The 22,835-nt window shown below is 69.6% G+C and carries 22 protein-coding genes; 11 read left to right on the top strand and 11 right to left on the bottom strand.

The features are described from left to right. Positions 1-9 precede the first annotated feature (9 nt). Genes ACAM52_RS00600 through ACAM52_RS00620 form a run of 5 tightly spaced genes read right to left on the bottom strand, consistent with a single transcriptional unit; the run spans position 10 to position 4,069 of the window. Positions 10-804, bottom strand: a complete 795-nt coding sequence (locus tag ACAM52_RS00600; RefSeq protein ID WP_369645791.1) for an ABC transporter permease — start codon at positions 802-804, stop codon at positions 10-12. Beyond that, positions 801-1,571 carry an ABC transporter permease gene (locus ACAM52_RS00605; RefSeq protein ID WP_369645792.1) on the bottom strand — a complete coding sequence of 257 codons (771 nt, stop codon included), beginning with the start codon at positions 1,569-1,571 and terminating at the stop codon, positions 801-803. The genes ACAM52_RS00600 and ACAM52_RS00605 overlap by 4 nt, the downstream gene beginning before the upstream one ends. After that, positions 1,564-2,349, bottom strand: coding sequence for an ABC transporter ATP-binding protein (locus ACAM52_RS00610; RefSeq protein ID WP_369645793.1), 786 nt, complete (start codon positions 2,347-2,349; stop codon positions 1,564-1,566). The genes ACAM52_RS00605 and ACAM52_RS00610 overlap by 8 nt, the downstream gene beginning before the upstream one ends. Beyond that, positions 2,346-3,293: an ABC transporter substrate-binding protein gene (locus tag ACAM52_RS00615; protein ID WP_369645794.1), complete on the bottom strand. Its 948-nt coding sequence runs from the start codon at positions 3,291-3,293 to the stop codon at positions 2,346-2,348. Before ACAM52_RS00615 ends, ACAM52_RS00610 begins: the two co-directional genes overlap by 4 nt. After that, positions 3,290-4,069, bottom strand: coding sequence for a TetR/AcrR family transcriptional regulator (locus tag ACAM52_RS00620; RefSeq protein WP_095743088.1), 780 nt, complete (start codon positions 4,067-4,069; stop codon positions 3,290-3,292). The genes ACAM52_RS00615 and ACAM52_RS00620 overlap by 4 nt, the downstream gene beginning before the upstream one ends. Before the next feature lie 100 nt (positions 4,070-4,169). Here ACAM52_RS00620 and ACAM52_RS00625 point away from each other — a divergent pair, with 100 nt between their 5' ends. Both ACAM52_RS00625 and ACAM52_RS00630 read left to right on the top strand, forming a co-directional pair. Continuing rightward, the gene (locus tag ACAM52_RS00625) at positions 4,170-6,164 is read left to right on the top strand and encodes an acetoacetate--CoA ligase (protein ID WP_369645795.1); all 1,995 of its coding nucleotides are present in this window, start codon (positions 4,170-4,172) and stop codon (positions 6,162-6,164) included. Between the two features lie 31 nt (positions 6,165-6,195). Continuing rightward, positions 6,196-6,639, top strand: a complete 444-nt coding sequence (locus tag ACAM52_RS00630) for a YbaY family lipoprotein (protein ID WP_369645796.1) — start codon at positions 6,196-6,198, stop codon at positions 6,637-6,639. Between the two features lie 43 nt (positions 6,640-6,682). Here ACAM52_RS00630 and ACAM52_RS00635 read toward each other — a convergent pair whose 3' ends face one another. Beyond that, positions 6,683-8,647, bottom strand: coding sequence for an adenylate/guanylate cyclase domain-containing protein (locus tag ACAM52_RS00635; RefSeq protein WP_369645797.1), 1,965 nt, complete (start codon positions 8,645-8,647; stop codon positions 6,683-6,685). 226 nt (positions 8,648-8,873) lie between these two features. Continuing rightward, the gene (locus ACAM52_RS00640) at positions 8,874-9,587 is read right to left on the bottom strand and encodes a 2OG-Fe(II) oxygenase (protein ID WP_369630815.1); all 714 of its coding nucleotides are present in this window, start codon (positions 9,585-9,587) and stop codon (positions 8,874-8,876) included. Positions 9,588-9,707: 120 nt separating this feature from the next. Here ACAM52_RS00640 and ACAM52_RS00645 point away from each other — a divergent pair, with 120 nt between their 5' ends. Beyond that, positions 9,708-10,214 (top strand): GFA family protein, encoded by a 507-nt coding sequence (locus ACAM52_RS00645; RefSeq protein WP_369645798.1) that lies wholly within the window; start codon positions 9,708-9,710, stop codon positions 10,212-10,214. A 35-nt stretch (positions 10,215-10,249) separates the two neighbouring features. Here ACAM52_RS00645 and ACAM52_RS00650 read toward each other — a convergent pair whose 3' ends face one another. After that, a complete protein-coding gene (locus ACAM52_RS00650; RefSeq protein ID WP_369645799.1) occupies positions 10,250-11,182 on the bottom strand; it encodes a GyrI-like domain-containing protein in 933 nt (310 codons plus the stop codon). Between the two features lie 11 nt (positions 11,183-11,193). Beyond that, positions 11,194-12,096 carry a LysR substrate-binding domain-containing protein gene (locus tag ACAM52_RS00655; RefSeq protein WP_369645800.1) on the bottom strand — a complete coding sequence of 301 codons (903 nt, stop codon included), beginning with the start codon at positions 12,094-12,096 and terminating at the stop codon, positions 11,194-11,196. A 185-nt stretch (positions 12,097-12,281) separates the two neighbouring features. Between ACAM52_RS00655 and ACAM52_RS00660 the strand changes: the two genes are divergently transcribed. From ACAM52_RS00660 to ACAM52_RS00670, 3 genes are read left to right on the top strand one after another with little or no spacing between them, the layout of a single operon-like run. After that, a complete protein-coding gene (locus ACAM52_RS00660) occupies positions 12,282-13,481 on the top strand; it encodes an acyl-CoA dehydrogenase (RefSeq protein WP_062470370.1) in 1,200 nt (399 codons plus the stop codon). Positions 13,482-13,489: 8 nt separating this feature from the next. Further along, positions 13,490-14,728, top strand: coding sequence for a CaiB/BaiF CoA transferase family protein (locus ACAM52_RS00665; RefSeq protein WP_369645801.1), 1,239 nt, complete (start codon positions 13,490-13,492; stop codon positions 14,726-14,728). A 13-nt stretch (positions 14,729-14,741) separates the two neighbouring features. Further along, positions 14,742-15,200, top strand: coding sequence for a VOC family protein (locus ACAM52_RS00670; protein WP_369645802.1), 459 nt, complete (start codon positions 14,742-14,744; stop codon positions 15,198-15,200). Here ACAM52_RS00670 and ACAM52_RS00675 read toward each other — a convergent pair. After that, a complete protein-coding gene (locus ACAM52_RS00675) occupies positions 15,197-15,655 on the bottom strand; it encodes a CopD family protein (protein ID WP_369645803.1) in 459 nt (152 codons plus the stop codon). The two genes, ACAM52_RS00670 and ACAM52_RS00675, sit on opposite strands and share 4 nt — an antisense overlap. Before the next feature lie 56 nt (positions 15,656-15,711). After that, positions 15,712-16,689: a LysR family transcriptional regulator gene (locus ACAM52_RS00680; protein ID WP_369645804.1), complete on the bottom strand. Its 978-nt coding sequence runs from the start codon at positions 16,687-16,689 to the stop codon at positions 15,712-15,714. A 123-nt stretch (positions 16,690-16,812) separates the two neighbouring features. Between ACAM52_RS00680 and ACAM52_RS00685 the strand changes: the two genes are divergently transcribed. The 5 genes from ACAM52_RS00685 (at position 16,813) to ACAM52_RS00705 (ending at position 22,828) form a co-directional block, all read left to right on the top strand. Beyond that, the gene (locus tag ACAM52_RS00685; RefSeq protein WP_095743098.1) at positions 16,813-18,162 is read left to right on the top strand and encodes a DUF3100 domain-containing protein; all 1,350 of its coding nucleotides are present in this window, start codon (positions 16,813-16,815) and stop codon (positions 18,160-18,162) included. 25 nt (positions 18,163-18,187) lie between these two features. Next, positions 18,188-19,357, top strand: coding sequence for a M20 aminoacylase family protein (locus tag ACAM52_RS00690; protein WP_369645805.1), 1,170 nt, complete (start codon positions 18,188-18,190; stop codon positions 19,355-19,357). Between the two features lie 4 nt (positions 19,358-19,361). Beyond that, on the top strand, positions 19,362-20,747 hold the full coding sequence (locus ACAM52_RS00695; RefSeq protein ID WP_369647819.1) for an L-serine ammonia-lyase: 1,386 nt from the start codon (positions 19,362-19,364) through the stop codon (positions 20,745-20,747). Positions 20,748-20,862: 115 nt separating this feature from the next. Next, positions 20,863-21,972, top strand: coding sequence for a serine hydrolase domain-containing protein (locus ACAM52_RS00700; protein ID WP_369645806.1), 1,110 nt, complete (start codon positions 20,863-20,865; stop codon positions 21,970-21,972). A 25-nt stretch (positions 21,973-21,997) separates the two neighbouring features. Next, entirely contained in the window at positions 21,998-22,828 is an 831-nt protein-coding gene (locus ACAM52_RS00705) for an oxaloacetate decarboxylase (protein WP_369645807.1), read from the top strand. Positions 22,829-22,835 lie beyond the last annotated feature (7 nt).

Raw genomic sequence — 22,835 nt, forward strand, 5'->3', positions numbered from 1 at the left:
GGGAGTCGGTCAAGGCTGCTGCCACCGCAGCAGGCGCTTTTCTGCAAAGGCCAGCAGCGCGTTGCTCACGAAGCCGATGAGCCCGAGCAGCACGATGCCGGCGAACAGGTCGCTGGCGCGGAAGGCGCGCGCCGCCAGCAGGATGGCCTGGCCCAGGCCGCTTTGCGAGGCGATCATTTCGCCCACCACCGCGACGATCAGCGCGATGGTCAGCGCCAGCCGCATGCCGGCCAGGATGTCGGGCATGGCATTGGGCAGGCCCATCTTCCAGATGTACGCGGTGCGCGACATCTGCAGGCAGCGCGCCACTTCCGACAGGCGCGGCTCCACCGCGGCGAAGCCGTGCACCGTGGCCAGCAGCACCGGCCACATCGCGCCGAAGGCGACCACGAACAGCACCATGCCGGGGTTCAGCCCGAAGATCGAAATGGCCAGCGGCAGCAGCGCCGAGGCGGGCAGCGGGCGGATGAACTCCAGCGTCGGTTGCACCCACGCGCGCACCGCGGGCGACACGCCGATGGCCGCGCCCAGCAGCACGCCGAAGAGCGACGCCAGCAGCCAGCCTTCGACCATGCGGCCCACCGTGGCCTGCGTGAAGGCGAGCAGTTCGCCATTGCCTGAATTGCCCGAAGAGAGGTTGAGCCCTTCGAGCAGGCTCGCGAAGGTGGCTTGCGGCGTCGGCAGGAACACGCGACTGACCCAGCCCGCGTTGCTCGCCACCCACCACAGCGCGACCAGTGCGAGCAGCACGCCCACCGAGCCCAGCCACCCCAGACCCAGTCGGTCGTTGCGGTGGTTGTTCATGGCTGCACCCCCATGCGGCGCGCGACCAGGGATTGCAGGCGCACCATGCCCGCGTTGACCGCGAAGCCCACCACGCCGATCCAGCCCAACCACGCGAGCATCAGCGCGGGGTCGAAGCTCTGCTGCGCGATCATCATCGCGTAGCCCATGCCGTGCGGATTCGCGGCGATCTCGACCGTCACGGCCACCACCAGCGCCACGGCCACGCCCAGGCGCAGCGCGACGAAGAGGCGAGGCACGATGGCCGGAAGCACGATCTTGAAAGCGCGCTCGCGCGCCGACAGCCCGAGCACGCGGCTCACCTCGAGCAGCCGGGGCTCGATCTGCTGCACCGCCGACTGCACCAGCACCAGCAGCGGCCAGAAGGTGGCGAAGGCGACGATGGCCACTTCCATGCGCACGCCGAAACCGAAGCCCAGCATCGCAAGCGGGATCAGCGCGACCGACGGCACGGGGCGCAGCACCTCGATGGACACGGCGCCCAGCTGCGCCGCGCGGCGCGAGAGCCCGAGCACCAGCCCGAATGCAATGCCGAGCACCGCACCCAGCAGCAGGCCCAGCGCCGCCGTGCCGAGCGTGAAGCCCGTGGCCTGCCAGAGCGAGCCGTCCATGGCCGCGCCGACGAAGGCCTTGCCCGCCGCACTCGGCGGTGCGAGCGCATCGCTGCCCAGTGCCGCCGCGCGCCGCGCGTACCACTCGAAGGCACCGACCAGCAGCGCGGGAAACACCCACGGCCGCAGCCAGCGAAAGAGGCGACCTTCAGTCATGGCCCTGCTCGATGAAGGCGAACAGCTCACGCCGCAACTGCAGGTACTCCGGATGCTCCTTGGTCGTCAGCTGGTCGCGCGGGCGCGGGATCTTCACGTCGATCATCCGCGCCAGGCTCGGCCGCCCCGGCCCGGGGTTGGCCTGCAGCGCGATCACACGGTCGCCGAGGTAGATGGCTTCTTCGAGGTCGTGCGTGACGAACAGCACCGTGAGCCCGTCGTCGCGCACCAGCCGTGCGAGCTCGTCCTGCAGGCTCTGGCGCGTGAGCGCGTCCAGCGCGCCGAAGGGCTCGTCCATCATCATCAGCTCGGGCTTCTGCGCGAGGCAGCGGGCAATCTGCGCGCGCTGCTGCATGCCGCCCGACAGCTGCACCGGAAACTTGTGCGCGTGCTTCGCCAGGCCGACCTTGCCGAGCACGTCGGCAATGCGCGGCGCGCGCTCGGCGGCAGGCACGCCGGCCGCTTCGAGCGCCAGGCTCACGTTGCCTTCCACCGTGCGCCACGGCAGCAGCGCGCGGCCGTAGTCCTGGAACACGAAGGCCACTTCGCGCGAGGGTGCCGTCATCGGCACGCCCTTGCGCCGCACCTCACCGGCACTGGCCGTGACGAGGCCGCTGGCCGCGCGCAGCAGCGTGGTCTTGCCGCAGCCGCTCGGGCCGACGATGCACACGAACTCGCCGCGCGCCACGTCGAACGAGGTGGGCGACAGGATCTCGCGCCCGCCGAGGCGGATGGTGACGCCGTCGAAGCGCAAGAAGGAATCGGCGGTCGCGCTCACTTGGCGATCAGCTTTGCAACGTCGATGTTCGTCTTGAGCATGTCCTGCTCCTTCATGAGCCCGGTCCAGTAGCCCAGCTGCTTGTCGGTGACCAAGGGGCCGGGCGGCGAGACCTGCACCTTGGCCAGCACCTCGGGCGGCAGCTTGATGTACTTGCCGATGGCCGTGCGCACCTTCGCGTCGTTCTTCGGCTGCTGGATGAAGGCGCCGGCCTCGACCAGCGCCTCGCGGAAGGCGCGCGCGGTGGCGGGGTTCTTCGCCACCCACTCGCGCTTGGCCGCGTGCACGATGGTCTGGTTGTTCTCGGGCAGGAAGGTCGAGTAGTACGAGGCCACGTAGCCCGCGCCGCTTTCGGTGATGCGGCTCATGAACGGGTCGGCCGACACCACCGCGTCGACCGAGCCGCCGCGCAGCAGGTCGGCATGCTGCGGGAACGCGGCCTCGATGAAGTTGACCTTGCGGTAGTCGACGCCGCTGTCCTTCAGCCACGCGCGGAAGGTCACGTGCAGGAAGGCGCCGAGCCCCGGCACGCCGATCTTCTTGCCCACGCAGTCCTGCGCGCTCTTGATGCCCGAGCCCGCGCGCGCCACCAGGCCGAAGCCCGTGATCGTCTTCGAGGTGAGGCCGCCGCCGGCCACCAGCACGAGGTCGAGTCCGCCGTCCACCGCCTGCAGGAACACCGAGGGCGTGGGCCCGCCGATCTGCAGCGAGTCGGACTGCAGCGCGGCCGGGATGGTGGAGTTCAGCGGAATGAACTTCAGCTCCACGTCGAGGCTGCGCTTCTTGAAGTAGCCCTCTTCGGCCGCCACGAAGACCGAGGCGAAGTCGGTCACCGCCGTGTAGCCGAACACGATCTTCGGGTGGGCCTGCTGGGCGCGCGAAGGCAACGAGGCGGTGGCCGATGCGGCCGCGAGCGCCGACAGCAGGGTGCGTCTATTCATCATGGCTGGGGTCTCCTGGGGATGGTCTTTTTCGTGCGTGAGGACTTGGCGGCGGGGGCCTTCGACGTGGCCTTCGGTTTCGGCAGCGCGGCGCGCAGGCCGCCGGCGATGAAGTTCACGAGCATCGGCGCCACGGCCGGGTCGGCGCGTGTGTTCTCGCCGCGCGAGAGCCGTTCGATGCGGCTGTCGGTCAGGTGGTGCAGCAGCGCGCCCAGCGCGAACTGGTAGCCCCATGCGACCTGGCTGCGCGTGGCGTGCGGCAGTGCCACGTGCAGCGCGTCGATGTAGGCCTCGGCCAGCGGATCGAAGTAGCCGCGCAGCACGCGGTCGGCTTCCTCGGTGGCGTGGTACAGCTCGCGCGCCACCAGCAGTGCGTAGTACTCGCCCTCGGTGCTCGCGCGCAGCGCCAGCACGGGCGCGGTGAAAGCCTCGATGATGCGCGGCAGCGTGCGCGCGTCGTCCGGGTCGATGGTCACGGCCGCCAGGCGCGCGAGCCGCTCCTCGATGCTGTGGCTCCAGTGTTCGAAGATCGCGTGGAACAGCTCGTGCTTCGGGCCGAAGTAGTAGCCCACCAGCGCGAGCGGCACGCCGGCTTCTTCGGCGATCTGGCGGATCGTCACCGCGTGGTAGCCGTGCTGCGCGAAGAGCTTCTCGGCCGCCAGCAGGATGGCCTGGCGGCGGTCGGGTCGCGCGGGCTCGGGCGCGACGGTCGGGGCGCCTGAGGTGCCTGAGCCTCGAGAGGCGCTGCGTTTGCGGGCCGGCGGTGTGCGAGCGTTCATGGGGGCGTATTGAACGGCTGTACAAAAATGTTGAACACACGTACAAACCCTGAGGTCAACCCTCATTGAGCACGGCCGTTCGCGGCGCTACGCTCGTGGCATGCCCGCTCCCAACATCCCCCAGATCCGCCTTTATCAGAACTGGCTGCGCGACACGCGCGGCCTGGCCTTCGACAGCTACGACGCGCTGTGGCGCTGGTCCGTCACCGACCTCGATGCCTTCTGGCAGAGCATCTGGGACTACGCCGGCCTGCGCTCGCCCACGCCGCACACCGCGGTGCTCGCCGAACGTCGCATGCCCGGCGCGCGCTGGTTTCCCGGCGCGCAGGTCAACTACACGCGCGAGGTGCTGCGCCACGCCGACGCGGCCCATGCGGCCGGCCTGCCTGCCATCGTGAGCGACAACGAACGCGGCGAGGTGCGCGAGCTGTCGTGGCCCGAGCTGCGCCGGCAGGTGGCCTCGGTGGCGCTCACGCTGAAGTCGCTCGGCGTGCGCCGCGGCGACCGCGTGGCCGCCTACATGCCGAACGTGCCCGAAACCATGGTGGCGTTTCTCGCGTGCTCCAGCATCGGCGCGGTGTGGAGCGTGTGCGCGCCCGACATGGGCACGGCCGCCGTGGCCGACCGCTTCCGCCAGATCGAACCCACGCTGCTGATCGCGGTCGACGGCGTGCACTACGGCGGCAAGCCGCTCGATCGCAGCACCGTGCTGCAGGAGCTGCGCGGCCAACTGCCGAGCGTGCAGAAGCTGCTGCTCGTGCAGTCGCCCTTCGCCGCGAACGCGGTGGCGCACGACGTCGAATGGCAGCAGGCCATCGCGCGCGACGACGCCGAAGTCGCAGCCTTCGAGCCCGAATGGCTGCCCTTCGACCACCCGATCTGGATCGTCTATTCGAGCGGCACCACCGGCCTGCCCAAGCCCATCGTGCACGGGCAGGGCGGCATCCTGCTGACCATGCACGCCTGCGGCCTGCACAACGACGTGGGCGCGAGCTACGGCGCCAACAACTTCGGCGAGCGCTACCACTGGTACAGCTCCACGGGCTGGGTGATGTGGAACTCGCAGCTCTCGGGCCTGGCCTTCGGCGCCACCATCTGCATCTACGACGGCAACCCGGCGGGCAGCAAGGACAAACCCGACTGGGGCGTGCTGTGGCGCTTCGTGGCGAAGCACCGCGTCACCTTCTTCGGCGCGGGCGCGGCCTACTTCACCAACTGCATGAAGGCGGGGCTCGTCGCGAAAGATTGCGGCGACCTGTCGCGCGTGCGCGCGCTCGGCAGCACCGGCTCGCCGCTGCCCGACGAGGTGCAGCGCTGGGGCTCGCAGCAGATCCTCGACGCGGGCTCGAAAGAGGTGTGGTGGTGCAACATCTCGGGTGGCACCGACTTCTGCGGCGCCTTCGTCGGCGGCAACCGCGAGCTGCCCGAAGTGCCGGGCCAGATGCAGTGCCGCGAACTCGGCCATGCGGTCGAGGCCTGGAACGAGCAGGGCCAGCCGGTCATCGGCGAGGTCGGCGAGCTGGTGTGCACGCAGCCCATTCCGTCGATGCCGCTGTACTTCTGGGGCGACGAAGGCAACGCACGTTATGTGTCGAGCTACTTCGACACCTACCCTGGCGTGTGGCGCCACGGCGACTGGATCAAGGTCGGCAGCGACGGCGGCTGCATCATCTACGGCCGCAGCGACGCCACCATCAACCGCCAGGGCCTGCGCATGGGCACCAGCGAAATCTACAGCGCGGTCGAAGGCCTGCCCGAGGTGCTCGACTCGATGGTGGTCGACCTCGAATACCTGGGCCGCGACAGCTACATGCCGCTGTTCGTGGTGCTGCGCCCCGGCGTGGCGCTCGACGAGGCCATGCGCACGCGCATCAACAACGCGATCAAGACCTCGCTGTCGCCGCGCTTCGTGCCCAACGACATCTTCCAGGTGGCCGAGATTCCGCGCACGCTCTCGGGCAAGAAACAGGAGCTGCCCATCAAGAAGCTGCTGCTGGGCCAGCCCATCGAGAAGGTAGTGAACCGCGAGGCGATGGCAAACCCCGGCAGCCTGGACTGGTATGTGGCTTTTGCTGCACAGCGGGCCTCCGCATAATGGGGCGATGAAAAGACGCACCAGCCTCCTCATGCTCTCCGCCGTTGCCGGCGCCTCCGTCCTGAGCGCTTGCGCGGGCGGCTCGCCGGGCACGCCGGCCCAACCCGCCGTCGCGCCGCTGCGCGTGACGGGCACCGTGGCCTACCGCGAGCGCATCGCGCTCGACCCCGCGGCCGAAGTGCGCGTGCAACTGCTCGACGTGTCGCGCATGGACGCGCCGTCGGTCGTGCTCGCCGAGCAGCGCATTCCCGCCAACGGCAAGCAGCCGCCCTTTGCCTTCGAACTCAGCGTCGATGCCGCGCGCATCGACCCGCGCATGCGCTACGCCGTCGCGGCGCGCATCACGCGCGGCGAGCAGCTGCTGTTCATCAACGACACGCAGTATTCGGTGCTCACGCAGGGCAACGGCACGACCGCCAACCTGATGCTGGTGCGCGTGGCCACGCCACCGCCGCCGCCGCGCCCCTCGCGCTGATCGAGCACCCGCGCGACACGACGTTCGCGCGGGTCAGTTCAGATCAGGTCAGCAATTCGTGGAGCACCATGCGCGTCTGCCGGCCGCGCAGCTCCACCAGCTCTTCGATGCGCCGCGTGGCCAGCCGGCCGTTCAGGGCCGCGTAGGTGACTTCCGAGATCAGCATGCGCGTGCCCAGCTGGCGGTTCGCGCCTTCGATGCGGCTGGCCACGTTCACCACGTCGCCGAACGCCGTGTACGACAGCCGGTCGTTCGAGCCCAGCACCCCCGCCACCACCACGCCCGTGTGAATGCCGATGTGCGTGCGGAACTCGGGCAGGCCCTGTTCGGCCCACTGCCGGTTGAGCTGGTGCATCTCGACGTGCAGCTCGAGCGCGGCGCGGCAGGCCTTGTACTCGGCGTCTTCCAGGTCGGCCGGCGCACCCCACAGCACCATGATGCCGTCGCCGATGAACTTGTCGATCACGCCGCCGTGGCGTGCGAACACCGCGGCCGCGAGGTTGAAGTAGTCGGTCAGCTGGCGCACCAGCACGTCGGCCGCGATCGATTCGGAGATCGACGTGAAGCCTTCCACGTCGGTGAACATCACCGTCACCTGGCGCGGCGAGCCGTTGGGCGCGAGCGCGTGGCCCTGCGCCACCAGCTGGTTGATCACGTCCACCGGCACGAACTTGCTGAAGGCCTTGAGGCTGCGCGCCGAATCGTCGAGCGCCTGATCGAGGTGCTGGATCTCGAGCACGCGGCTGGGCTCGCGCGGCAGGTCGTCGAGCTCGAGGCGGCCGATGCGGTGCGCGATGCGCGAGAGGTTCTCGACCGGTGCCGTCACCAGCTTCGAGAGCTTCAGCGACATGTACAGCGCCAGCCCCAGGAACACCAGCGCCAGCAGCAACGACCACGCCACCGCGCGGCGCAGGCCGCCCAGCAGCACGTCTTCGGGCACCCAGCTGACCAGCTGCCAGCCGGTGGCGGGAATGCGCGAGGCCTGCACCAGGTAGCGCCGCCCCTCGTGGCTGAAGGCGAAGGCCGTGTCGCTGCCGCTGCCGGCGATGCCGTCGGCCACCATCTGCGCGTTCAGTGCACCGAGCGCGCCCGTGGGCGCCTCCAGCGTGTGCAGCACGCCCGGCATGTCGCTGCGCGCGAGCACCTTGTGGTCGGCACTGAGCAGCGCGCTGTTGCCGTTGCCGTTGCGGCTGAACAGGCGCACGAACTCCGACAGCCGGCCCAGCGACACGTCGCCTGCCACCACCATCGCCTGCGGGCTGCCTTCGGACTGGCGGCGCTGGCTCGGCAGCGCGTAGGTCACGCCCAGTTCCTGCGCGGCGGCGAACACATAGGGACTGGTCCACACCGGCCCTTGCGTCTTGCGCGCCTGCACGAACCAGCTGCGCTGCGTCGGGTTGTAGTTGCTGCGGTAGGCCTCGACGCGCTGCGTGGCAAAGCGCTGCTGCACATCGGCCTCGGAACCCAGCGGCAGCTTGTACTGCCAGGTCTCGGTGGTGAAGCCGTCGCCGCGCGCGATGTGCCGGATCGCCGGCACCGGGTAGCGCAGCGCCATCAACATCTTGCCCTCGACGTTCGCCACGTAGACGCTGTCGAGTTCGGGCGATTGCTGCAGCAGCGTCCACAGGAGCTCGGCCGTGCGGTCCACGTTCTCGCCCGCGGGCGTGAGGCTGGGCGAGCTGCCGATCGCGCCGACCGCCGACTCGGCCTTGGCCAGGAAGGCCAGCACCTTGTCCTCGGTGCGGTCGTGGTTCGACTTGTGCGCCGAGGTGCCGATCGTCGTCACCAGCCGCTGCGAGCCCCAGTAGCCCAGCGTGACCAGCAGCAGCGACTGCGCGAGCGCCACGGCACTGACGATGGAGCCGACATCGACCCGGAAGCGACGCGGGCGTCGGGGCGGCGGACTCTCGGCGGTGGAAGGGGACGGGGATGGTGGCACCGGCGTGGTGACGTGCGCGAAAGACGGGCGACCCGTCCCATCCGGTGGCCCGGACGATTCCTTGTACATACAGCTCCCTGACGACAACTCGGAACGGACCCCGGCTCCTCCTCACGAGGTCGTGGTCCGGCGTCCGGAGGGTGTTGCGGGGCCGATCGTGTGCGCCGGCCATCCTGGCAATCCCCCGGATGCGCGCGGGATTTTCGCCTGTATTTGGTACATGTGTGCAACTTTGCACGCTTGGTGCGATGTTGCTGCGCCCGAGGGCTTGATTGCGAACGGACGTTCGTTCTATTCAGCGCGCGTCGTGAAAGATCAGGCCCAGCGTGTGGCGCTGTCCGCTGCGCACGCGGCTCACGCCGTGGCGCATCGTCACGCGGTAGCTGCCGCGCGTGCCCGCCACGGGCCGCTGGTTCACCGCGAAGATCACGGCCTCACCCTGCGCGAGCGACACCACCTCGGCGCGCGACTGCATGCGCGGGCGCTGCTCGGTCAGCACGAACTCACCGCCCGTGAAGTCTTCGCCGGGCCGGCTCAGCAGCACCGTGAGCTGCAGCGGAAATTGCAGGTCGCCATACAGGTCCTGGTGCAGGCAGTTGTAGTCGCCCTCGCCGTAACGCAGCAGCAGCGGGGTGGGGCGCAACTGGCCCGCCGCGTGGCAGCGCGCGAGGTAGGCCGCGTGGTCCGGCGGGTAGTCGGCCGGCTGGCCCATGGCCGCAGCCCAGGCATTGGCCAGCGGCGCGAGGCGTTCGTACAGCGCGCTGCGAAACGCCACGAGTTTGGAAGGCAGCGGGTTCGCGAAGTACTGGTACTCGCCCTGGCCGAAGCCGTGGCGCTGCATGACCACGCGGCTGCGAAAGCGCGCGCCCTCGTCGTACATGGCCGTGAGCGCGGCGCATTCCGCGGGCGTGAACAACGCTCCGGTGACGGCACAGCCGCGCGCGGCGAGGTCGGCATCGATGCGGGGCCAGTCGAGGGCGTGGATGCGGGCGGCGACGGAAGAACTCATGCGGGCAGTGTCGCGCGGCGGCGGGATGCGGGCTCGCCGTTTTCGGACGCGGGTTTCGATGGGGCAGGGCCCGGCTTGAGCGATCATCCTGAAGACCAAGCCTGAAAGCATTCACATTCAATGAGCACCCAGAACCACACCCCCCAAGACACCGCCAGCGACTGGCAACTCCCCTGGACCGGCGGCTGCCGCTGCGGCCAGGTGCGCTTGCGGATCACCGCACCGCCGCTGCTGGCCATGGCTTGCCACTGCACCGGCTGCCAGCGCATGAGCGCCAGTGCGTTCTCGCTGTCGTTGGCCATCCCCGCGCCGGGCTTCGAAGTGGTGTCGGGCGAACCTGTCGTCGGCGGGCTGCACGGCGAGGAGTCGCACCACTTCTTCTGCCCGCACTGCATGAGCTGGATGTTCACGCGCACCGAGGGCATGGACTATTTCGTCAACCTGCGCGCCACCATGCTCGACCGGCACGAATGGGTCGCGCCCTTTGCGGAAACCTGGACCGACGAGAAGCTGCCGTGGGCCACGACGCCCGCGAAGCACAGCTTCGGCACCTTGCCTGCGATGGACGCCTTTCCGGCGATGATCGAAGCTTATGCGCGGGAAGGCGCCCGGCCCGCGAAGGGCTGATCACGCCGCGCTGGCCAGTTGCCGGCCCGCGCCTTTCAGAGCGGCGCGATCGGAATGCAGATGTCGCATTCGAACGCGCTTGTCTTCTCGTCGAAGGCCATGTCGGGCGCGTAGTACTCGAACGCGGGCCGGCTGTCGAACTGGAAGCCGCTCGCGGGCAGCCAGTCGCGCATGAGGCGCGTCCATGCGTCGTTGATTTCTTCGGGCAGGCCCTGGAACCGCAGCGCGGCATAGCGTCCGCCCGGCAGCACCGTCTTCTGGAAGCCGCCATCGGGCACGAAATCGTCGGGCACTTCCACGCAGGCGTCGTAGCGCGAGTGCTCGGGTGCGGTGATGCTCGGGTCGTCGTGGCTGATGCCGTAGCGCGCATGCGACCACAGCTTGTGCGCGCCGATCCAGGGCGCGGCCTTCTCGGCCCAGAACGCGCCCACCGGCGCCCCGAACGGGCCGGTGTAGCGCAGGTAGGCGATGGTGACGGGAGAGCGGGTGATCAGCTGGACATTCACGGGTGGCTCCTGATGATGCGCGGCGTTGCGCGATGGAGATCCATTCTTCGTGAAGCCGTGCAGGGCGATCTGATCAGGATTGCTATTGCGTGAGGGGTCGTCGCAGGGCAAGGACCAGTCGTGCGATGCACGCCACGCGCTGGGCGCGCTGCCGAAACGCGCGCGGAACGCGCGGGTGAACGCCTCGCCCGAACCGAAGCCCACCGACACCGCTGCTTCGAGCACCGACAGGCGCGGCTGCGTCGCGAGCCGCAGCGCGCCCACCTCCACGCGGCGGCGCCGGATGTAGTCGCCCAGCGTCTCGCCGGCCCAGGCCGCGAAGAGGCGATGGAAGTGGTACGCCGAGAAATGCGCCACGTTGGCCAGCGCCGCGAGATCGAGTGCCTCGTCCAGGCGGTCGTCGATGTGCGTCAGCACCTTGTGCATGCGCCATTCGTACTCGGAGCGGCTGTCGCGCGGCATGGCGCGCATTCTCAACCTTGGCGGGCTTGCCCCAGCAACCAATCACTGAACAACTTCAACAACGGCCGCTGGTCCGCCCGCTCCGGCGTCACCAGGTAATAGCTGCGCTCCCCCGACAGCGCCCGCGGGCAGGCCACCACCAGCTCGCCACGCGCCAACTCGTCGGCCACCAGCATCGTCGGCATCAACGCGACCCCGAGCCCGTGCGAGGCCGCCGCGGCGAGGATCGAGAACAGCTCGTAGCGCGGGCCGCCACGCGCGGTGGGCGCGTCGACCTGCTGCGCGTCGAACCACTGGCGCCAGCCGTCGGGACGTGTGCTCTGCTGCAGCAGCGGCATCCGCGCGATGGCTTCGGGCGACACGGCCTTGCCGTGGGGTAGCAATGAAGGGCTGCACACGGGCACCACGTCTTCATGCATGAGCAGCAGTGCGCGCGTGCCGGCCCAGTTCTCGACCTGCGCGGGCGTGCCGGCGTACAGCGCGGCGTCGAACTCCGCGTCGGCAAAGAGGAAGGGGCGGGTGCGCGTCTCGATGTGCACCACCACGTCGGGCTGCAGCGCCGCAAAACCGCGCAGGCGCGGCACCAGCCAGCGCGTGGCGAAGGTGGGCACTGCCGCCAGCGACAGCGACCCGCCTTCGCCCTGGTGCGCCATGGCGTCGAGCGTGTCGCGCTCCATGGCCTCCAGGCGGCGGGCGATCTGGCGCGCGTAGGCGGCGCCGCTGGCCGTGAGCGCCACGCCGTGCCGCGTGCGGCGGAACAGTGCCACGCCCAGGAAGGCCTCGAGCGCCCCGACCTGGCGCGACACCGCGCTCTGCGTGAGCGCCAGTTCCTGCGCGGCGCGCGTGTAGCTCTCGTGGCGCGCGGCGGCGTCGAAGCACACGAGGGTCTGCAGGGGCGGGATCTTGCGGCGCATGTATGCCGGGAGTGTATGACTGGCGCTATGGTTTCACCAGCAAATCAACAAGATGCATCTCTCAAGATGTGCGTCAGACGCATATCTGGGTGAGGATTCATCGTTTGCGCCGGGCCTCCTGCGTGGCTACGATCGACCGCATTCCCCCTTCTTTTGTTTCTTCTTCCTTTTCCGGAGACATCCACATGGCCGCCAAAGCGCAATTCCACTGGGACGACCCCCTTCTTCTCGACCAGCAGCTGACCGACGAAGAACGCATGATCCGCGACGCGGCCAACGCCTACTGCCAGGAGCGCCTGGCGCCCCGCGTCATCGAAGGCTTTCGCACCGGCGAAACCGACCCCGCGATCTTTCGCGAAATGGGCGCGCTCGGCCTGCTCGGCCCGACGATCCCCGAGCAGTACGGCGGCCCCGGCCTGAACTACGTGGCCTACGGCCTGATTGCCCGCGAAGTCGAGCGCGTCGATTCGGGCTACCGCTCGATGGCCAGCGTGCAGAGCTCACTGGTGATGGTGCCGATCTTCGAATTCGGCACAGAAGCACAAAAGCAGAAGTTCCTGCCCAAGCTCGCCACCGGCGAATGGATCGGCTGCTTCGGCCTGACCGAACCCGACCACGGCTCCGACCCCGGCAGCATGGCCACGCGCGCCAAGAAGGTGCCGGGCGGCTACTCGCTGAGCGGCTCGAAGATGTGGATCAGCAACTCGCCCATCGCCGACGTGTTCGTGGTGTGGGCCAAGGAAGTCAGCGAAAGCGGCACCGTCGGCCCGATCCGCGGCTTCGTGCTCGAAAAGGGCATGAAGGGCCTGACCGCCCCCGCCATCCATGGCAAGGTCGGCCTGCGCGCCAGCATCACCGGCGAAATCGTGATGGACGGCGTGTTCTGCCCTGAAGAAAACGCCTTCCCCGAAGTGCAAGGCCTCAAGGGCCCGTTCACCTGCCTGAACAGCGCCCGCTACGGCATCTCGTGGGGCGCCATCGGTGCCGCCGAAGACTGCTGGCACCGCGCCCGCCAGTACACGCTGGACCGCAAGCAGTTCGGCCGCCCGCTCGCCGCCAACCAGCTGATCCAGAAGAAGCTGGCCGACATGCAGACCGAGATCACGCTGGGCCTGCAAGGCAGCCTGCGCCTGGGCCGCATGAAGGACGAGGGCATCGCCGCGGTCGAGATCACCTCGATCATGAAGCGCAACAACTGCGGCAAGTCGCTGGACATCGCCCGCATGGCGCGCGACATGATGGGCGGCAACGGCATCAGCGACGAGTTCGGCGTGGCACGCCACCTGGTGAACCTCGAAGTGGTCAACACCTACGAAGGCACGCACGACATCCACGCCCTGATCCTGGGCCGCGCCATCACCGGCATCGCCGCTTTCGCGAACTGATCGGACGCATGACCACCAAGCCCGCAGCACTCGACGGCATCAAGGTCCTCGATCTGTCCCGCGTGCTCGCGGGCCCGTGGTGCACGCAGATCCTCGCGGACCTGGGCGCCGACGTCGTCAAGATCGAACGCCCCGGCGTCGGCGACGACACGCGCACCTGGGGTCCGCCCTTCGTGAAGGACGCGAACGGCCACGACACCGACCAGGCCAGCTACTTCACCTCCTGCAACCGCAACAAGCGCTCGGTCACCATCGACATGGCCACGCCCGAAGGGCAGACGCTGCTGCAGCAGATGGCGGCGCAGGCCGACATCGTGGTCGAAAACTTCAAGACCGGCGGCCTGAAGCAGTACGGCCTCGACCAGGAAAGCCTGCGCGCGGCCAACCCGCGCCTCATCTACTGCAGCGTGACCGGCTTCGGCCACGACGGCCCCTACGCCGAGCGCGCGGGCTACGACCTGATGATCCAGGCCATGACCGGCATGATGAGCATCACCGGCCGCCCCGACGGCGAACCCGGCGGCGGCCCGCTGCGCGTGGGCGTGGCGCTCACCGACCTGTTCACGGGCGTGTACGCCAGCACCGCCATCCTCGCGGCGCTGCAGGTGCGCGACCGCACCGGCGAAGGCCAGCACATCGACATGGCGCTGCTCGACGTGGGCATGGCCATCCTCGCCAACCAGGCGAGCGCTTTTCTCAACACCGGCAAGGCGCCGGGCCGCCAGGGCAACACGCACCCGAGCCTCGCGCCTTATCAAGACTTTCCGACGCAGGACGGCGCAATGCTGCTGGCCATCGGCAACAACGGCCAGTTCGCGCGTTTCTGCGAAGCCGCCGGCCACGCCGGGTGGGCCGCCGACGAACGCTTTGCGACCAACACGCTGCGCGTGAAACACCGCGGCGTGCTGATCCCGATGATGGAAGAGCTCACGCGCACCCGCACCACCGCCGACTGGGTCGCGCTGCTCGAAGACAAGGCCGTGCCCTGCGGCCCCATCAACGACATCGCGCAGGCCTTCGACGACGCGCAGGTCAAGGCACGCGGCCTGGCCGTCACGCTGCCGCGCGACGCGGGCGACGGCATCGCCAGCATCACCGGCGTGGCGAGCCCGCTGCGCCTCACGGCCACGCCGCCCGTGCTGCGCCGCGCGCCGCCCGCGCTCGGACAGCACACGCAGGAGGTGCTGGCCGAGATGGGCGTCGACGCCTCGCGCTTCGAGGCATTGCGCGCGGCCGGGGTGGTCTGACACACTGGCGGGCATGACGCGCCCGCCTGCTTCGTCTCCTGTTGCTTCCGCAGCCGATGCGGCCCCGTTCGCGGTGCTGCGCATCGACCACGTCGTGCTGCGCGTGCGCGACGCCGCGCGGTCCATGGCCTTCTACTGCGACGTGCTCGGCTGCACGCTCGAGAAGCGCCGCGACGACCTCGGCCTCGTGCATCTGCGCGCCGGCAGCAGCCTCATCGACCTCGTCACGCACGACGGCAAGCTGGGCCGCCAGGGCGGCGCGCTGGCCGGGCGCGAGGGCCGCAACGTCGATCACCTCTGCCTGCGCATCGAGCCCTTCGACGAGGCCGCGATCCGCGCGCGCATGGCGCGGCACGGCGTGCCGGTGCAGGGCGAGGTGCAGAACAACTTCGGAGCCGAGGGCAGCGGCCCCTCGATCTACCTCGAAGATCCCGATGGCAACGGCGTTGAGTTGAAGGGGCCTGCGGCCTAGCCGCCGCGCCCCATCACCGCCACCGCGAACACCACCACGCCCAGCGCGAGGTTCAGCGTCACCAGCTGGCGCACAGTGTTCAGCCGCGCGGCCGCCACGGGCCAGGCGTTGTCGTCCACCGCGCGGCGCAGCGCGCGGAACACCGAGGCGCGGATGTAGACATAGACCGCCGCCATCACGAGCGCGATGCCCATCATGGCCTCGACGCGCCAGTGCACGGCGCGAAAGCCACCGGTCGCGAGGATCATCGCGAAGCCGCTCACGAACAGCAGCGTGACCGACGCGTCCACCCCGATGAAGAAGCGCCGCAGCGTCGCGGCCATCATGCGCAGGCGCAGCGGCGGCTCCAGCGTGGCGACGGCGGCGGGGCGCACCGCGAAGTGCATGACGGCCATGCCGCCGACCCAGAAGGCGGCGCACAGCAGGTGAATGAAGAGGGGAGCGAGGTAGGACATGGGGTCCGATCAGAACACCGAACCGTGCGTGCACGCAACGCAAGCCCCCATGCCCTTCAACCCGTCGCGCCGCGCCCGCGCGTGCTCGCGCGGGGCTTGGCGGTGCCTGTGCCCGCGATCGAGTCGGCATAGCGCTTCATGTCCGCCACCACCTGCCGCAGCAGCGTCGCCGCGGCCGGCGGCAGCAGGCGGCCGTGGCGCGACACGATGTGCGAGCGCCCCTGCGACAGCAGCGGGTTCTTCATCGGCAGCTCGACCAGTGACGGGTGGTCGGCGTTGGGCGTGAGCGAGATGCGCGTGCCCAGCGTGTAGCCCAGGCCCGCCGACACGAAGTGGCCCAGCGCGCTGAACGAGGTGGTGGTCAGCAGCGCGGGCAGCCGCACGCCTTCGCTGATCTCGGCCGCCTCGATGTGCTGGCGCACGCCGAAATTGCGGTGCAGCGTGGCGCCGGGGTAGGGCAGCAGGTCGGCCAGCTTCAGCGGGCGATCGAGTTGCGCGAGCGGGTGCGAGCCCAGCACCATGGCCTGGATCGGCTGCGCGTGCGACTGGTGCGAGGTGAGCCGCTCGTCCTTCGGCGGCTGGAACAGCATGCCGATGTGGGCACGCTCCTCGATCACGCGGCGCACGATCTCGTCGGTGCTGGCCACATCGAGGTTCACCGTGATCTTCGGGTGGCTGGCCATGAAGATGCGCAGGCTGTGCCGCATGAGCCAGTCGACATAGCCTTCGCCGGCCACGATGTCGATGTGGCCGCTCTCGATCTTGCGGATGCTGTCCATCTGCGCCAGCAGGTGCTGCTTCTGCCCCTGCTGCCTTCGCACATAGCCGGCCAGCAGCTGGCCCGCGTCGGTGGGCACCACGCCGCGTCCGTGGCGCTCCAGCAGCGGCAGGCCGCACTCGGTCTCCAGGATGCCGATGGCGCGGCTCACGGCCGACGGGTCCATGTCGAGCACGTCGGCCGCACCGCGCACCGAGCCGCTGTCGAGCACCTGCATGAAGTAGCGCACCCGGCGGGTGTCGAGCTTGTCGTCCATGGCGGTCGTCTCCGAGTGTTGCATTCAATGCAACGAATATCCTTATTTGCGGTCATTGATGCAAGAGGCTCAGCGCCCGAAACTTGCCGGCACCCCTCGAAAACGCCCCATCCCGCCCCACCCATGACCTCCGCCGCCTCCACGATTGCAGCCGTCGCGCCGTCCACCGCCGCCGGCAAACTCAAGCTCCTCGTCGTCACCCTGGTCCTCGTGGCCGTGGCCGAACTCATCGGCCCGACGCAGTTCAGCGTCGGCCCCGGCAAGGTGGTGCTGCTGCCGATGCTGTGGGCGCTGCTCATGGCCGCCGCCTGGGGCATCGCGCACCGGCGCGTGCCGGGCGTGGTGCGCGTGGCCACGGCGCAGCAGTCGCTGGCCGGCGGCCTGCTCAACGCGGGCCTGCTGCTGTTCGTGGTGAAGCTGGGCCTCACGGTCGGCGCCGCGCTGCCGCAGGTCAAGCAGGCCGGCTGGGCGCTGCTGTTCCAGGAGTTCGGCCACGCGCTGGGCACCCTGGCACTGGGTCTGCCGCTGGCGCTGCTGCTGGGCATCAAGCGCGAGGCCGTGGGCGCCACCTTCTCGGTGGGCCGCGAAGGCAACCTCGTGATCATCGGAGAGAAGTACGGCATGGCCTCGCCTGAAGGTCGCGGCGTGCTGGCCGAGTACATCACCGGCACCGTGCTGGGCGCGCTCTTCATCGCGGTGCTGGCGGGCTTCATCGCCAGCCTGCACATCTTCGACCCGCGCTCGCTGGCCATGGGCGCCGGCGTGGGCTCGGGCAGCCTGATGGCGGCGGCGCTGGGCGCCATCGCCGCGCAGAGCCCGCCCGAGATGCTGCCGCAGCTCACGGCGATTGCCGCCGCGTCGAACCTGCTGACCACCGTGGCCGGCTTCTACTTCACGTTGTTCCTGTCGCTGCCGCTGTGCTCGTGGCTCTACGGCAAGCTGGAGCCGGTGCTGGGCCGCTTCTCGAAGCATGGCGCGCAACAGGGCGCCGCCGTGGACGCAGGCGCGAACGTCTCGAGCGCCGACGTGGCCCACGCCGCGCCGACGTCGCTGCGCGACACGCTGCTGGCCTGGCTGGTGGTGGGCGGCGGCGTGCTCATCGGCAATGCCGTGACCTACAAGGTGCCGGTGCTGGTGTCGCTCGAAGGCGTGCTCGCCGTGGTGGCGATTGCCGGCGCCGTCGAAGCCATCAAGCGCTTCGTGCCGCGCCTGCCGATGGTGCTGGTGCTCTCGGTGGTGGCCACCGTGGTCGGCATCCCGGGCCTGTTCCCGTTCTCCGACGCGCTGATCGCGATCACCGCCAAGCTCAACTTCCTGGCCTTCACCACGCCGGTGCTGGCGCTGGCCGGCTTCTCGGTCGCCAAGGACCTGCCCGTGTTCCGCCGCCTCGGCTGGCGCATCGTGGTGGTGTCGCTCACCGCGACGGCCGGCACCTTCCTCGGCGCGACCTTCATCGCCGAGTTCTTCCACTGATTTCATCCCACGAGAGATTCACGCCATGTACCGCGACCCCGAGATTGCCGAAGACACCCGTGCCCGCATGCTCAGCTGGCGCCGCGACATCCACGCCAACCCCGAGACCGCCTTCGAGGAACATCGCACCGCCAACGTGGTGGCCAACGCGCTGATGCTCATGGGCCTGCCCGTGCACCGCGGCCTGGCCGGCACCGGCGTGGTCGGCACGCTGAAGAACGGCGAGGGCCCCAGCATCGCGCTGCGCGCCGACCTCGACGCGCTCAACATGCAGGAGCTCGGCACGCAGGCGCATGCCTCCAAATGCGTCGGCAAGATGCACGCCTGCGGCCACGACGGCCACACGGCCATGCTGCTGGGCGCGGCCGAGCACCTGTCGCGCCACAAGCCCTTCCAGGGCACGGTGCACTTCGTGTTCCAGCCCGCCGAGGAAAACGAAGGCGGCGGCCGCGTGATGGTGGAAGAGGGCCTGTTCGAGCAGTTCCCGGCCGACGCCGTCTACGGCATGCACAACTTCCCGAGCCTGCCGCGCGGGCGCTTCGCGATCCGCAAGGGCACCATGACGGCCTTTCTCGACACCTTCGAGATCGTCATCACCGGCAAGGGCGCCCACGGCGCCATGCCCGAGACCGGCATCGACTCGGTGGTGATCTCGGCCCAGCTCATCAACGCGCTGCAGACCATCGTGAGCCGCCGCACCGGCGCCACCGACGCAGCCGTGGTCAGCGTCACGCAGATCCACGGCGGCGACACCTGGAACGTCATTCCCGAGACCGTGGTGCTGCGCGGCACCGTGCGCACGCTCGACGCCGCCATCCAGGACAAGACCCAGGCGGCGATGCAGCAGATCTGCGACGGCGTGGCCGCCACGCACGGCGCCAAGGTGGCGCTCGAATACCGACGCGGCTACCCCGGCGTGGTCAACACGCCGGCCGAGACCGACGCGGCCATCGCGGCAGCGGCCAGCCTGGTCGACCTCGAACAGGTACACACCGACATCCCGCCCGCCATGGGCTCGGAAGACTTCGCCTTCATGCTGCAAAAGCGCCCCGGCGCCTACATCGGCATCGGCGCGGGCGAGGGCCCGAACGACCCGAACGTGCACAACCCGTACTACGACTTCAACGACAACATCCTGCCGCTCGGTGCGGCCTACTGGGTGGCGCTGGTCAAACAGCAGCTTCCGGTCGCATGATGCGCTGATGCTCTCCGCCTTCGACATCTTCAAGATCGGCATCGGGCCGTCCAGTTCGCACACCGTCGGGCCGATGCGCGCCGCGCTGCTGTTCGCGCAATCGCTCGAACGGCGCGGCCTGCTCGCGCAGGTGGCGCGGCTGCACGTCGACCTGTTCGGCTCGCTCGGCGCCACCGGCCACGGCCACGCGACCGACCAGGGCGTGATCCTCGGGCTCTTCGGCGACGCGCCCGACACCGTGCAGCCCGAGACCGTGCAGCCGCGCCTCGACGCGCTGCGCCGCACCGGCCAGCTCGCGCTGCTGGGCACCACGCCCATTGCCTTCGACCGCGTGCGCGACATCGCCTTTCGCGGCGAAGAGTCGCTGCCCGAACACCCGAACGCGATGCGCTTCACGGCCTTCGCGGCCGACGGCGGCACGCTGGCCGAAGGCACCTACTTCTCGGTCGGCGGCGGCTTCGTCGTCGAGGGCGGGCAAGCGGTGGCGCAAACGGCAGCCGCTGCAGAGGCCGTGCCGCATCCCTTCACGACCGGCGACGAGCTCATGGCGCAGTGCCGCGCGCACGGCATCTCCGTGGCCACGCTGGTGCTGCTCAACGAATGCGTCTGGCGGCCCGAGGCCGACGTGCGCGCGGGCCTGCTGCGCATCTGGGGCGTGATGCAGCAGTGCGTGCAGCGCGGCTTCGGCATCGACAACCCGCTGGCCGCGCAGGCGCTGCCCGGCCCGCTGCGCATGCGCCGCCGCGCGCCCGAGCTGCACCGCGAGCTGCTGGCGCAGGCCGGCGCCGCCGATCCGCTCGCGGCCATGGACTGGGTCAACGCCTTCGCGATGGCGGTGAACGAGGAGAACGCGGCCGGCGGCCGTGTCGTCACCGCGCCCACCAACGGCGCGGCCGGCGTGGTGCCCGCCGTGATGCACTACTACCAGCGCTTCGTGCCGCAGGCCAGCGACGATGGCATCGTCGACTTCCTGCTCACCGCCGCGGCCATCGGCATGCTCTACAAGACCAACGCCTCCATCTCGGGCGCCGAGGTCGGCTGCCAGGGCGAGGTCGGCGTGGCCTGCTCGATGGCGGCCGGCGCGCTCGCCGCCGTGCTCGGCGCCACGCCCGCGCAGGTAGAGAACGCGGCCGAGATCGGCATGGAGCACAACCTGGGCCTCACCTGCGACCCGGTCGGCGGCATGGTGCAGATCCCCTGCGTGGAACGCAACGCGATGGGCGCCGTGAAGGCCATCAACGCCTCGCGCATGGCGCTGCGCGGCGACGGCAGCCACTACGTCTCGCTCGACGCCGTGATCCGCACCATGAAGCAGACCGGCGAGGACATGAAGTCCACCTATAAGGAGACCTCGCTCGGGGGGCTTGCAGTCAACGTGGTGGAGTGCTGAGGCAGCAAGGCTGGCGTCGCTGCGTCAGAATGCGAAGCTCGTCGCGCCGGGCCTCGCAGCCCCCAGGTTTCCACGTCGTTTCCAAGGCGCACGACTTTCAGGAGTCGAGATGCCCATGGCCGGTCTTCCGCGCAGTCTCTTGCCCGGCGTGTTGCGCACCGCGCTGTCTGCCGTGCTGCTGCTGTGCGCCGCGCACGCCGTGCCCGCGGCCGGCGTGTTCCCCGCCGCGCAGTGGGCCACCCCGAGCGTGGCTGAACCGAGCCACTGGTCCGAAGCGAAGCTCAAGGTGGCCGATGCGTTTGCCGCATCGATCAAGTCCGACGCCTACCTCGTGATCGACAAGGGCGTGCTCGTGCATGCCTACGGCGACATCGACAAGCCGATGAACCTGGCCTCGGTGCGCAAGAGCGTGCAGAGCGTGCTCTACGGCATTCACGTCGGCCGCGGCGAGATCGACCTGGACCAGACGCTGGGCCAGCTCGGCATCGGCGACAAGGACGGGCTCAGCGACACCGAACGCACGGCCACCGTGCGGCAGCTGCTGCAGCTGCGCTCGGGTGTCTACCATCCGGCCGCCTACGAGACCGCCCAGGCCAAGGCCGAGCGACCGGTCCGGGGCAGCCATGCGCCGGGCGAGTTCTGGTACTACAACAACTGGGACGCCAACGTGCTGGGCACCATCTTCGAACGCCGCACCGGACGCAGCGTCTTCGAGGCGCTGAGGACCGACCTGGCCGAGCCGCTGCAGTTCCAGGATTTCCGCTACCCGCAGGACACCGAGTCCCGGCTCGAACGCAGCTCCGAGCACCCGGCCCAGGTGATGCATCTGTCGGCGCGCGACCTGGCCCGCATCGGCCTGCTGATGGCGCGCGACGGCATGTGGCACGACAAGCGCGTCATCCCGGCCGGCTGGGTGACCGAAAGCACCACCTCGTACACGACCGTCGGACCCGGCTGGAGCGGCTATGGCTATCTGTGGTGGGTGCCGCTCAAGGGCTTTCCGTTCTGGCAGCGCGGGCCTAACCAGTTGCTCCTGGCCGTGGGTGCCGGCGGCCAGTTCATGATGGTCGATCGCAAGCGCGACCTCGTCGTGGTGCACCGTGTCGACAACAGCAAGGGCTGGCTGCGACGCAGCGAGGTCCGCACCGACCAGTTCGCAGTGCTCACGGCACACATCCTCGCGGCTGCACCGGTGCCCGCACCTGTGGCCGCCACCCCTCCCTGAACCCCGAAGGAAAGATGAGGCTCTCATGACCCGCTCCATCGCGCAGAAGCGCGCCGACTTTCGCGCGCTTCATACCCAAGGCTGCTTCGTCATTCCCAACCCCTGGGACACCGGCAGCGCGCGCTACCTCGAAGGCCTGGGCTACCAGGCGCTGGCCACCACCAGCTCCGGCTTTGCGTGGTCGCAGGGCCACGCCGACGGGGCCCTGTCGCGCGACCAGATCCTCGCGCACCTGCGTGAACTCGTGGCCGCCACCGACCTGCCGGTGAACGCCGACTTCGAAAACGGCTTCGCCGCCGATGCGCAGGGCGTGGCCGAGAGCGTGCGCCTCGCGGTCGAGACCGGCGTGGCGGGCCTGTCGATCGAGGACTCGACGGGCAACCCCGACGATCCGCTGTTTCCCATCGACGTCGCGGTCGAGCGCCTGCGCGCCGCGCGCCGGGCCATCGACGCCGCGGGCGGCGACACGCTGCTCGTGGGCCGCGCCGAGAACTTCTTTGCCAACCGCCCCGACCTGGACGACGCCATCGCTCGCCTGCGTGCGTACGCCGAGGCCGGCGCCGACTGCCTCTACGCGCCCGGCATCAAGACGCGCGAGCAGATCGCCGCCGTGGTGGCCGCCGTCGCGCCCAAGCCGGTCAACCTGCTGGTCGGCGCGACCAGCGAGCTGACGATGGCGGACATCGCTGCGCTCGGCGTGCGCCGCGTGAGCGTGGGCGGCGGCATGGCGCGCGCGGCCTGGGGCGGCTTCATCCGCGCCGCGCGCACGCTGGCCGAAGAGGGCCGCTTCGACGGCTTTGCCGATGCCACGCCGGGCACCGAGCTGAATGCCTTCTTCCGTCCGTTCGCCGACTAGTTGTCAG

This window comes from Variovorax sp. V118 (assembly GCF_041154445.1).
GTDB classification, from domain to species: Bacteria; Pseudomonadota; Gammaproteobacteria; order Burkholderiales; family Burkholderiaceae_C; genus Variovorax; species Variovorax boronicumulans.